This window comes from Glaciihabitans arcticus, from assembly GCF_004310685.1.
In the GTDB taxonomy this organism is placed as follows: Bacteria; Actinomycetota; Actinomycetes; order Actinomycetales; family Microbacteriaceae; genus Conyzicola; species Conyzicola arctica.
The window spans coordinates 206,184-217,292 of sequence record NZ_SISG01000001.1; the positions used below are offsets into that span (position 1 = coordinate 206,184).

Below are 11,109 nucleotides of genomic sequence, written 5' to 3' on the forward strand. Positions count from 1 at the left end.
AGGCCCGCTCATCGAGCGGGCTTTTTTGTTGTCCGCCTACTTATAGACACAACCGCTATCGATAGTTACACTATCGATTATGAGAATGGCAGAGTTGAGCGAGCGCAGCGGCGTCGCTGTACCGACCATCAAGTTCTACCTGCGTGAGCAACTGCTCGCTTCGGGGGAGCGCACCAGCCCCAACCAGGCCGCCTACGACGAGAGTCACGTCGATCGGCTGCGGCTCGTGCGCGCCCTGCTCGACGTCGGCGGCCTGAGCGTCACCGCCGTGCGGGCAGTACTCGCCGCCATCGACAACACGGAGCTTCCGCTCGACTGGGCCTTCGGCATCGCCCAGCAGGCGCTCCCCGCTGTTCTTCCCGACGAGGATGACGCGGCCTCCGCCCGAGCCATCGATGACCTGATCGCCGAGCGCGGCTGGCGCATCGACCCCAACAATCCCGGACGTGCAACCGCTGCCCGCGTGCTCTCCCGCTATGAGAGCCTCGGCCTCGGCCACCTGCGCCAGACGGCGGGGGAGTACCTGCGCGCAGCCGAGATAGTCGCGGCCGCCGACCTCGACTCGGTCATCGCGTCACCCGATCGCTCGACCCAGGTCGAGACCGTCGTCGTCGGCACCGTGCTCGGCGATTCTCTTTTTGCCGGACTCCGCCGCATCGCCCAGGAGCAGCGATCACACACCCTCTTCGACCCCACCGGTTCAGAATGCGAGGAAGCGCAATGACCACCACCGCCACCATCACTCGTTCACCCACCATCATCCCGGCCACCAGCACCTGGCACCGACCCCTGCTGTGGCTCGCCGCCGCAATGGGGGTGCTCGCGGTTATCGCACTGGTCGGCTCGCTCGTCGACACTCGCGAGGTACTCGGCGTGAACCTCTGGATCAAGCCGCTTAAATTCGCGATCTCGGTCGGCATATATGCGGTCTCCCTGTCGTGGGTGATCGGCCTGTTGCAGAAACGCGCCCGCCTCGGCCGCATCATCGGCACGGTCAGCGTGATCGGGCTCGTCATCGAGATGGTCATCATCGTGGGCGCTGCGGCCGCGGGCCTCACGAGCCACTTCAACGTCTCGACCCCCTTCCATGCCGCCCTGTGGTCGACGATGGCGGTATCGATCGTCGTCGTCTGGGCGATGACGCTCGTCGCCGCAATCGCGCTGCTCCGCACCGACCTCGGTGATCCCGCGAGAAGCCTCGCTATTCGAGCCGGCGCCGTTCTGGCCGTGATCGGGATGGGCCTCGCATTCCTGATGACCTCGCCGAGCGCCCAGCAGCTGGCCAGCTTCCAGGGCATCGCCGGAGCTCATGCCGTGGGTGTGGCCGACGGTGGACCCGGCCTCTTCCTCCTCGGCTGGAGCACGGTCGCCGGTGACCTCCGCATCCCGCACTTCGTCGGGATGCACGCGCTGCAGGTATTCCCGCTGCTCGTCGTGGGGCTCGAGCTGCTCGCGAGCCGGGTCCCCCGGCTCGCCGACGGCCGGGTGCGCGCGCGGCTGGTGCTCGTCGCGATCGTGAGCTTCAGCTCCACGCTGGCTGTGCTGACCTGGCAGGCGCTTAGCGGGCAGTCCATCGTGCAGCCCTCGGGCGCCGTGCTCGTCGCGGGGGTCGCGGTGGCTGTTGCATCCCTCGTCGCAGCTATTGCAGTGCTGTTCGCGCCGACTCGGTCGGCGCCAGCCGTGGCCGACCCCGCTTAGAGGTCCAGCGTTTCGCCGGGCTCGAGCGGGAAGAACTCCCCGCCACCCTGGCGCGTTGCCGCCTCGATGCGACCGTTCGACATGGTCTTTCCAGCGACCGAGAGCACCATCTCGTGGGTCGGGAACGAGCGCTTCGGGGCGACGGCGATCGTGTAGTCGATGCTCTCGGCGATCTTCAGCCACGGCGCGCCGGCGGGAACCGCGAGGGTGTCGACCGGCACGGGCGGGATCGTAAAGGAGTCGCCGCCGTACCAGAGCGTGTCGTCGACGAGCACGCCCACGTTGTCGATGACCGGGATGCTCGAGTGGATGATCGCGTGCTTGGCCCCGTAGAAGGCGAGCGTGAAGGCGCCGACCTCGTGGGTGTCGCCGTCTGCGACCACCGTGATGTTGTAGGTGGATGCCGCGGCCGCAACTCCGGCCGGGCCGAAGATCCTCGCATCAGTGTTCACCTCGAGGATGCGGTCGAGCTGCTCCGGGGTCCAGTGGTCGGGGTGCTCGTGGGTGATGACGATTGCAACGACGCCACGCAGGTCGTCAAGGGGCATCGTGAAGCTGCCCGGATCGACGACGAGCACGTCGCCGCTCTTCTCGAGGACAAGGCAGGCGTGTTCGTGCTTGGTGAGCTTCATGGTCGAAGCCTATCGACGAGCGCTGGCGCGGAATACCCCCGGGGGGTATGCTGTTGGGCATGATCGCAGATATCAAGAAGCGCGCACTCCACCGCACTCGCATCCTCGAGGGCCAGATGCGAGGCCTCGAGAAGATGATCGATAACGAGGACTACTGCATGGACATCATCACGCAGTCGCTCGCCATCCAGAAGTCGCTGCGCAGCCTCAACAAGCTGCTCGTCGAGAACCACCTGCGCACGCACGTGAGCGACATGTTCGCGGCTGGCGGCGAACAGCAGGAGCACGCGGTGGATGAGCTGCTCAAGGTCTACGAACTCAACAACAACCGCGGAGAGTAAGCACCCATGTCACACGACCATTCCACGATGGAGCACGACCACGCTTCGACAGGCTCAGCGACCGGGCACGAGCACCACGACCACGACGAGCATGCGGGGCACGGCGACCACTCGCACCACGACCCCGCTCAGTTCAAGCGCAAGTTCTGGCTGAGCCTCGTGCTCACGATTCCCACGATGGTCTTCTCGCACGGGCTGCAGGACATCCTCGGTCTCAGCGGGCCGCGTTTCCCGTTCAGCGAGTACATCCCGGCCGTCTTCGGCATCGTGCTGTTCTTCTACGGCGGACTCGTCTTCCTGAAAGGCGGCCTGCAGGAACTGCGGGCGAAGCAGCCCGGGATGATGACCCTCATCTCGCTCGCGATCGTGGTCGCCTTCGGCTACAGCCTCGCGGTTACCCTGGGCTTCCCAGGCATGGACTTCTGGTGGGAGCTGGCCACCCTCATCACCATCATGCTGCTCGGCCACTGGATCGAGATGTCGGCGATCATGGGCGCGCAGAACGCGCTGGGTGAACTGGCAAAACTCATCCCCGACGAAGCGACGATGATGCACGGGGACCACCAGATGACCGTGAAGGTCTCGGAGCTCAAGGTCGGCGACCTCGTGCTCGTACGACCGGGTTCGGCGATCCCCGCGGACGGCGAGGTGACCGACGGCGAATCCGAGGTCAACGAGGCGCTGCTCACGGGCGAGTCGACGCTGGTCGGCAAGACCGTCGGCGCATCGGTCATCGCGGGCAGCATCAACGGCGACGGCTCGCTCACTGTGCGGGTCACGAAGACCGGCGGGGACACGGCGATCGCGGGCGTGATGAAGCTGGTCGCCGAGGCGCAGGCGAGCAAGTCCGGCGCGCAGGTGCTCGCCGACCGGGCAGCCGCCTGGCTCTTCTACATCGCGCTCGGCGCCGCCGTGCTGACCCTGATCGCCTGGGCGCTCATCTCTCCCGATGACCCGGCGTTCGTCATCGAGCGCGTCGTAACCGTGCTCATCATCGCCTGCCCGCACGCACTCGGACTCGCGATCCCGCTGGTCGCGCAGCTTTCCACCGCGATCGGGGCGAAGAACGGCCTCCTCGTGCGCAGCCGTTCAGCCCTCGAGGACGCCCGCACCGTGCAGGTGGTGCTGTTCGACAAGACCGGAACGCTGACCGAGGGTCGCCAGGGCGTGGCGCAGGTCACAGCGGCAGCCGGGCTCGAGGTGGACGAGGTGCTCGCGCTCGCGGCATCCATCGAAGCAAAGTCGGAACACCCGATTGCACGGGCGATCGTCGCTGAGGCGAAGGAGCGGAAGCTGAGGATCGAGCGCACAACACAGTTCGCGAACCTGGCGGGCCGTGGCGCCGAGGCGAACCTCGGCGATCGTCGCGTCACCGTCGCGAGCCAGCGCCTCGTGACCGAGCGAGGTCTCAGCATCGGGGTCGATCTCGTGCACTCGACGCGCGCCGCGACCGGCGAGGGCAAGACCGTGGTGTTCGTCGTGGACGAGTCGGGCGTGCTCGGCTCGATCGCGCTCGCCGACGTGATCCGCCCGGAGTCGGTCGAGGCGGTGTCGAAGCTGCGCAAGAGCGGCATCCGCGTTGCGATGCTCACGGGCGATTCGCACGCGGTCGCAGCGTTTGTCGCCGCGAAGCTCGGCATCACCGAGATCTTCGCCGAGGTGCTCCCGGGCCAGAAGGCCGACGTGGTGAAGAAGCTGCAGTCGGACGGTACCCGGGTGGCTATGGTGGGCGACGGTGTCAATGACGCTCCGGCCCTGGCACAGGCCGACGTCGGCATCGCGATCGGTGCGGGCACGGATGTCGCGATCGAATCGGCCGGCATCGTGCTCGCGTCGAGCGACCCGCGCGGTGTGCTCGCGGCGATCACGCTGAGTCGGTCCACCTACCGCAAGATGCAGCAGAACCTGTTCTGGGCGACGGGGTACAACGCGATCGGCATTCCGCTCGCTGCGGGCGTGCTGTTCGGTGCAGGGGTGCTGCTGTCGCCCGCGCTCGGCGCGGTGCTCATGTCGGCGTCGACAGTCGTGGTGGCGCTCAATGCCCAGTTGCTGCGGAGGCTCAAGCTCTAGTGAACGGCAGCCGCACCCGAGCCGCGCGCCCGGGTTCCGCGACAGCGGCATAATGATCCCCATGCCCGCGAAGAAGCCCCTGTCCATTGTGGTGGCGATCAATCCCACAGCGTCGTTCGGCAAGGGGCGCGAGGTCGGGCCGGCCGTCGTGGCAACGCTCCGCGCACTGGGCCACGAGGTGACGAGCCTGACCGAGCCCGACTTCGAACAGCTCGTCGCGGCGGGCCGCCGGGCGGTTGCCGCCAAACCCGATGCCCTCGTCGTGGTCGGTGGCGATGGCATGGTGAGCCTCGGAACCAATCTCGTCGCGAAGACGCGCGTGCCTCTCGGCATCGTGCCGTCGGGCACGGGCAATGACATGGCGCGAGGGCTGGGCATCCCGATCGGCAACACCGAGGCTGCGATCGAGTACCTCGTCGACGCGCTCGGCAGGCCGCCGCGCATCATCGACGCGGGGCTCGTGCACCACGAGAACGACGAGACGGGCGAGCCGACCACGACCTGGTTCGCGTGTGTGCTCTCGGCCGGGTTCGACGCGATCGTGAACGAGCGCGCAAACATCCTGCGCCACCCCAAGGGACCGAGCCGCTACCTGCTCGCCCTCGGCATCGAGCTCGTGAAGCTGCGGCCGATCCGCTACCGCCTGGTGCTCGACGGTGTCGAGACGGTGACCGAGGCCGCGCTCGTCTCGGTCGGCAACAACATCTCGCTCGGCGGCGGCATGAAGGTCACCCCGAACGCGATTCTGGATGACGGCCTGTTCGACGTGCTCGTCGTCCAGCCGTTGTCCCGAACGGCGTTCCTCAGGGTCTTCCCGCGCGTGTTCAAGGGCGAGCACCTGAGCGACCCGCGGGTCGCCGTGCACCGGGCCAGGCGCGTCGTGATCGAGGCGGAGGGTGTCGTCGCCTACGCGGATGGCGAGAGGGTCGGACCCCTGCCTATCGACATCGAGATGATGCCCGGGGCGCTGAGGGTGCTGGCCGCCGAGAGCACGGAGTCGACCGTCTAGTCGGTGGTCTCGGCCTCGCCGGTCTCGACATCGGTGGGAGCCGCCTCGGGGGCCTTCGGGTCGAGCGCGACGCAGGAGTAGGCCTGCACCTCGACCTCGTCGACGGTCTGCTTGCTCACGAAGAACTGCTGCTTGGTCTTCAGCCCGCTCTCGGTGAGGGCGGTCTTGAAGGTCGTGAACGGCTCGTCACACGCGCCCGAGACCGCGTTCTGCAGTCCACCGGCCGCCTCGACCTGCGCGGTCGTGAGCTGGCCCTCGGCCAGCACCTTCGAGGTGTGATCGTCGGTGCAGGGGATGACGGTGACCGTCGCGAGATCCGTGCCGTCACCGATGTACGAGAAGCAGTCGCCCGGCAGCAGGTCGGGGGAGTCGATGACCGTGCTCTCGAGCACCTGGCCGCTCGCGTCGCGCTCGATCTCGCCGAGTCCGAGGAGGGAGCACCCGGAGAGGAGCACTGCCGCTGCGGCGAGCGTGCTGACGATGACTGAGTGGCGCAGGGCGGATCGCATGGTTCCTCTTCGGATGACGTAACAGAGCTGTGTAATTGTCATCGTAACCGGAGCGCGAGCGGATATCGTCCCCGCGTTCTGGGGTGTCGATCGGGAAACCCACGCTCGTTTTGGTGAGGGCGCCAGTCATATGGCATACTCGTCTAGTTGCTCTGACGGCCCCATCGTATAGCGGCCTAGTACGCTGCCCTCTCACGGCGGTAACACCGGTTCGAATCCGGTTGGGGTCACCAACACCGTGTTTGTCACAAACCTGTTTGTCACAAACACAGCAAAAGCCCGTTCTCGATTGTCCGAGAACGGGCTTTTTGCTTTTCGTGACGTTCTGCGCGCTACGAGCTCGCGGGGATGGCGCGCGGGTGCGGGCCGGACTGCGAGATCTTATCGATCCAGGCGAGGGCCACGGCCGACAGGATGAACACGAGGTGGATCATGACCTGCCAAAACACGCCGTCCGACGTATAGGTGGTGCCGTCCTCGGTCGCGGGGTTGCTGTCGGAGAGGTCGTGTACCGCGATGAACGTCTTGAGCAGGTGGATCGACGAGATGCCGATGATTGCCATGGCGAGCTTGACCTTGAGCACGTTCGCGTTGACGTGGGAGAGCCACTCGGGCTGGTCGGGGTGTCCGTCGATCTTGATCTTGGAGACGAAGGTCTCGTAACCGCCGATGATGACCATGATCAGCAGGTTCGCGATCATGACCACGTCGATCAGGCCGAGCACGGCGAGCATGATGTCCGCCTCGTCGATATGGATGCCCTCGCCGGTGAACAGGCCGCCAAAGACCTCTTCGCCGAGGTGCCACAGCTCGGTCATAAAGACCACGACGTAGATGACCTGGGCGGCGATGAGGCCGAGGTAGAGGGGCGCCTGCAGCCACCGGCTGAAGAAGATGAGGTAGCCGACGCCGGCCACCCACGGTGACTGGTCGCGGAACTGGCGGGGGCTGGGTGTAGGGATCTCGCTCACACAGCGATCTTAGAGTGCGCTGTCTGGGGGTTCGGCTGACCGACTATTACGACATGCAGCGCATCCAAACGCAAGGGTTTGCACTATTCACCCAGCAGGATGAAGGATATACAAGACCGACCAGTCTCAGCGAGAAGGGACCGCCCGATGGACACACCCACCAGCGGCCCCGGCAGCATCCTCCTCCGCGAGCGCTACCGACCGACCGAGCTGATCGCGCGAGGCGGCATGGCCTCCGTCTTCCGAGCGCGGGATGAACAGCTCGACCGCGACGTCGCGGTGAAGATCTTCCAGGCCACCGCGCCGGGCCAGATCGAGGTGGGCAAGCAGGAGCTCAAGGTGCTCGCGAGCCTCACCCACCATGCGCTCGTCCCCCTGCTCGACGCGGGCGTCGACCACTCCACGCCCGATGACCCGCACATCTTCCTGGTGATGGAGTACGTGCAGGGCACGGACCTGCGCCGCAAGTTGCTCGAAGGCCCGCTGTCTCCGCGCCAGGTCGCCTACTTCGGGTTCGACCTCGCCGAGGGGCTCGAGTACATCCATTCGCGTGACGTGGTGCATCGCGACGTGAAGCCGGCGAACGTGCTGCTGGTCGAGTACAGCGACGATGACGTTCGACCGCGCGCCAAGCTCACCGATTTCGGCATCGCCGTGTTCAGCGGGGCGCAGGAGGCGATCATCAACGGGCGCACGGTGGGCACGGCCGCATACCTCAGTCCCGAACAGGCGCGGGGTGAGCCGGTGACCCCGGCGAGCGACGTGTACTCGCTCGGTCTCGTGCTGCTCGAGGCGCTCACCGGCGAGCTCGCCTTCCCCGGCCAGCCGCTGGAGTCGGTCTCAGAGCGCCTGGCCCGCGATCCCCGCATCCCCGACACTCTCCCGTTCGGCTGGGACGTGCTGCTCTCCGCCATGACCGCCCGCGAGCCCGCCGACCGTCCGCGGGTGCGCGATGTGATCGTGTCCCTGCGCAGTCTCGTGGTCGAGGAGCTCGGCAAGCACCGTGCCGCGAACACCCAGCCGATGCCGGTGGTCGTCTCGTCCGCGACGCAGCTGACCGTGCCAGCCATCCTCACCACCGAGCAGGTCTCGGTGAGCCAGTTCCCGACCGCGGAGGAGCGGGAGGAGGCGCGGCTCGCCGCGGTGAAGCGCTACGGCTCCCTCGACGGTGTCGCCGACTCGACGATCGAGCGGGTCGCCGGCCTTGCCGCACGCCTTCTCGGCACCCCGGTCGCGCTCGTGAGCTCGGTGGAGCGCGACGTCATCCGTTTTCGCACCAATCTGGGCCTTGACCTCGACGAGGTGCCGCGCCAGCCCGGGCTGTGCTCGACCGCGATAGAACGCAGCACCCCGCTCGTCATCGAGGACACCCACCTCGACCCGCGCTCGCGCGACAACCAGCTGACTCTCGACTCAGGCATGCGGTTCTACGCCGGCGCTCCGTTGCGAACCCGCGAGGGCTTCGCGCTAGGCACGCTCTGTGTTCTGGATGCCACTCCGCGCACCTTCTCTGCCGACGACATCGCCACCCTCGAGGACCTCGCGGCTCTCGTCATGAACGACCTCGAGCTGAGGCTTGACGCACAGTTGGCCGGACGCACCGGATAGCGGCCGCGGAGCCGGTAAGCTGGAAGGGCGAAGGGGAGTATCCCACCTCGCCGTGAACGTCAACACGGGTTGCAGCGCAGCGGCCCCGGACACGGCGGCAATCACTTCTGTGGTTGCGGGAGAGACTTTCGAGCTGTTGCACGCCCACTCCTCCCCGAAACGGATTTCATGGAAACCCTCGCCCTGCCCGCATGGTTCGAGATCGGCTCGTTCGTCGTTCTCCTGCTGATCCTCGCCGCGGACCTCATCCTCGCCTACAAGCGCCCGCACATCCCCTCGACCCGTGAGTCTGCGCTGTGGGTTGGCTTCTACGTGCTGCTGGCCCTGATCTTCGCGGGCCTGATGCTCGTGATCGGCGATGCGGAGCACGCCGGGCAGTTCATCGCCGGCTGGGTGACCGAGTACAGCCTGTCGATCGACAACCTCTTCGTGTTCGTCATCATCATGGCGCGCTTCTCGGTGCCGAGGAAGTACCAGCAGGAGGTGCTCATGGTAGGCATCATCCTCGCCCTGATCTTCCGCGGCATCTTCATCATCCTTGGTGCCGTCGTCATCGAGCAGTTCAGCTTCGTCTTCTACATCTTCGGCGCGTTCCTGCTCTACACCGCCGCGAACCAGGCGTTCACCAACCACGATGACGAGGCGGAGACCGAGAACAAGCTCATCGCGTTCCTGCGTCGCCGCATCGCGATCACCGACGTCTACGACGGCGGCAAGTTGCGCACCGTCATCGACGGTAAGAAGGTGTTCACGCCGATCATCGTGGTGTTCATCGCCCTCGGCACCACCGACCTCGTCTTCGCGCTCGACTCGATCCCGGCAATCTTCGGCATCACCCAGAGCCCGTTCATCGTCTTCACGGCCAACGTCTTCGCGTTGATGGGCCTGCGACAGCTGTACTTCCTGCTCGGCGACCTCATCGACAAGCTCGTGTACCTCAAGTACGGCATCGCGTTCATCCTCGCCTTCATCGGTGTGAAGCTCGTGCTGCACGCGATGCACGAGAACGAGCTGCCGTTCATCAACAACGGCCAGCACATCGAGTGGGCGCCCGAGATCGACACCTGGACCTCGCTCGGCGTCATCCTCGCCTCGATGGCCATCGCGACGATCGCGAGCCTCGTCAAGCTGCGAGTGGATGCCCGGCGCGCGCCCGCGCCCGTGCAGGCCACAGCAGCCGACGAGCCGACCCCCGGCGACGGCAGCACCTCCGCGACCGCCGTTACCGACGCCACTGCTTCATCCACTTCTCCCGACAAGTCGACCACCCCCGAATAGCAAGGAGCAGCCCATGGCACCGCCGACCGACGTCCAGCACGACGAGCCGCCGGTGCCGCCCGGGGATCTGGACTGGCTCACCGATTTCGACGCCGCCGAGGGCGACAAACACCGCGGGCGGGTGCTCGGCCGATCGGATCGGCTGTTCGCCCGCTACCCGTGGCCGACGGCGATCTTCGTCGGGAGTCTGGTGATCGCTGCGGTCATGCTGATCGCGTCGCTGCTCTGGCCGCTCCAGCTGGGCGGGAGGGGCTGATGGCCGACGTCGCCGTGGCGCACGCCCGGCCCAGCCGCGGCCGCGTCGTCGTCGCCTGGATCGTGTCCGTTTGTGCGGCCGTCATTGTGGACGGCCTCGCGCTCCTGGGAGCCACGCAGATCGTCGAGTTCCGGGTGAGTCACTCCACGCCGGTGGCCAGCCCTGGCGGGTCGGCGAGTTCTCCGCCGCCGCCGCGACCCACCTCGACCGCAGTAGTTCCTGAACGGGACAGCCGGGTGCCGAATGAGTGCAGTGGGCTGTACAGCGCCGCCATGGTCGGCACGCTCATCGACGCCGGTCTGCGCCTGCAGCTCGAGGCGACCCCGGCCGACATCGTCGACAGTGGTTCGGGTGACCAGACCCTGCGCGAGCTGATGCTCCAGCGGCCGCTCATCGAGTGCGTCTGGCTGGACTCGGCCGGAGGCAAGCAGAGCGGTGTGCTCACGGTTGTGGCCGAGGCGACGCCGCAGCTCGCTGCCGCAGTCGAACAGCGGGCGAGCCAGCTCGGGCTCACCCGGCTCAGCGAGAACGGTGGACAGCGCTGGGTGACCGAGGGCACGGACGCCGACGGAACGAAGACCGGCGAGTCGCACTTCCTGCGCGACGGGCTCTGGTTCGCGACCCGCTGGTACGGCCAGGGCCCGTACGGCTACACGTCCGACATGGTGAAACGGGTGTTCGCCTGAGGCAACTTGGGTCGCACCCCGCTGTTCCCTTAGTCTGGAACCCGTTTTGTA

At 66.6% G+C, this 11,109-nt stretch carries 12 protein-coding genes and 1 tRNA gene; 10 read left to right on the forward strand and 3 right to left on the reverse strand.

The window, feature by feature from the left end; genetic code table 11:
- The first annotated feature begins 85 nt into the window (after nucleotides 1-85).
- Entirely contained in the window at nucleotides 86-724 is a 639-nt protein-coding gene (locus EYE40_RS00880) for a MerR family transcriptional regulator (RefSeq protein WP_161972328.1), read from the forward strand.
- The gene (locus tag EYE40_RS00885) at nucleotides 721-1,698 is read left to right on the forward strand and encodes a hypothetical protein (RefSeq protein ID WP_130980178.1); all 978 of its coding nucleotides are present in this window, start codon (nucleotides 721-723) and stop codon (nucleotides 1,696-1,698) included. The genes EYE40_RS00880 and EYE40_RS00885 overlap by 4 nt, the downstream gene beginning before the upstream one ends.
- Here the strand turns inward: EYE40_RS00885 and EYE40_RS00890 are convergent.
- The gene (locus EYE40_RS00890) at nucleotides 1,695-2,330 is read right to left on the reverse strand and encodes an MBL fold metallo-hydrolase (RefSeq protein ID WP_130980179.1); all 636 of its coding nucleotides are present in this window, start codon (nucleotides 2,328-2,330) and stop codon (nucleotides 1,695-1,697) included. The two genes, EYE40_RS00885 and EYE40_RS00890, sit on opposite strands and share 4 nt — an antisense overlap.
- 59 nt (nucleotides 2,331-2,389) lie before the next feature.
- Between EYE40_RS00890 and EYE40_RS00895 the strand changes: the two genes are divergently transcribed.
- The 3 genes from EYE40_RS00895 to EYE40_RS00905 all read left to right on the forward strand — a co-directional run bounded on the left by EYE40_RS00895 (nucleotide 2,390) and on the right by EYE40_RS00905 (nucleotide 5,750).
- The gene (locus EYE40_RS00895) at nucleotides 2,390-2,671 is read left to right on the forward strand and encodes a metal-sensitive transcriptional regulator (protein ID WP_130980180.1); all 282 of its coding nucleotides are present in this window, start codon (nucleotides 2,390-2,392) and stop codon (nucleotides 2,669-2,671) included.
- 6 nt (nucleotides 2,672-2,677) lie between these two features.
- Entirely contained in the window at nucleotides 2,678-4,741 is a 2,064-nt protein-coding gene (locus EYE40_RS00900; RefSeq protein ID WP_130980181.1) for a copper-translocating P-type ATPase, read from the forward strand.
- A gap of 61 nt (nucleotides 4,742-4,802) precedes the next feature.
- Nucleotides 4,803-5,750 (forward strand): diacylglycerol kinase family protein, encoded by a 948-nt coding sequence (locus EYE40_RS00905; RefSeq protein ID WP_130980182.1) that lies wholly within the window; start codon nucleotides 4,803-4,805, stop codon nucleotides 5,748-5,750.
- On the opposite strand, the gene EYE40_RS15355 is transcribed toward EYE40_RS00905, so the two are convergent.
- The gene (locus EYE40_RS15355; RefSeq protein ID WP_154071835.1) at nucleotides 5,747-6,259 is read right to left on the reverse strand and encodes a hypothetical protein; all 513 of its coding nucleotides are present in this window, start codon (nucleotides 6,257-6,259) and stop codon (nucleotides 5,747-5,749) included. The genes EYE40_RS00905 and EYE40_RS15355 overlap by 4 nt on opposite strands.
- A 157-nt stretch (nucleotides 6,260-6,416) precedes the next feature.
- Here EYE40_RS15355 and EYE40_RS00915 point away from each other — a divergent pair.
- A tRNA-Glu gene (locus tag EYE40_RS00915) sits at nucleotides 6,417-6,492 on the forward strand.
- Nucleotides 6,493-6,591: 99 nt separating this feature from the next.
- Here the strand turns inward: EYE40_RS00915 and EYE40_RS00920 are convergent.
- Nucleotides 6,592-7,230, reverse strand: coding sequence for a TIGR00645 family protein (locus tag EYE40_RS00920; protein WP_240034655.1), 639 nt, complete (start codon nucleotides 7,228-7,230; stop codon nucleotides 6,592-6,594).
- A 147-nt stretch (nucleotides 7,231-7,377) separates the two neighbouring features.
- On the opposite strand from EYE40_RS00920, the gene EYE40_RS00925 reads away from it, so the two are divergent.
- The 4 genes from EYE40_RS00925 (at nucleotide 7,378) to EYE40_RS00940 (ending at nucleotide 11,058) form a co-directional block, all read left to right on the forward strand.
- Complete coding sequence (locus tag EYE40_RS00925) at nucleotides 7,378-8,838, forward strand: protein kinase domain-containing protein (RefSeq protein WP_130980183.1); 1,461 nt, start codon at nucleotides 7,378-7,380, stop codon at nucleotides 8,836-8,838.
- A 168-nt stretch (nucleotides 8,839-9,006) separates the two neighbouring features.
- Nucleotides 9,007-10,116: a TerC family protein gene (locus EYE40_RS00930; RefSeq protein ID WP_130980184.1), complete on the forward strand. Its 1,110-nt coding sequence runs from the start codon at nucleotides 9,007-9,009 to the stop codon at nucleotides 10,114-10,116.
- 13 nt (nucleotides 10,117-10,129) lie between these two features.
- Nucleotides 10,130-10,372: a hypothetical protein gene (locus EYE40_RS00935; protein WP_130980185.1), complete on the forward strand. Its 243-nt coding sequence runs from the start codon at nucleotides 10,130-10,132 to the stop codon at nucleotides 10,370-10,372.
- Nucleotides 10,372-11,058, forward strand: coding sequence for a hypothetical protein (locus EYE40_RS00940; RefSeq protein WP_130980186.1), 687 nt, complete (start codon nucleotides 10,372-10,374; stop codon nucleotides 11,056-11,058). Before EYE40_RS00935 ends, EYE40_RS00940 begins: the two co-directional genes overlap by 1 nt.
- Nucleotides 11,059-11,109: the final 51 nt, after the last annotated feature.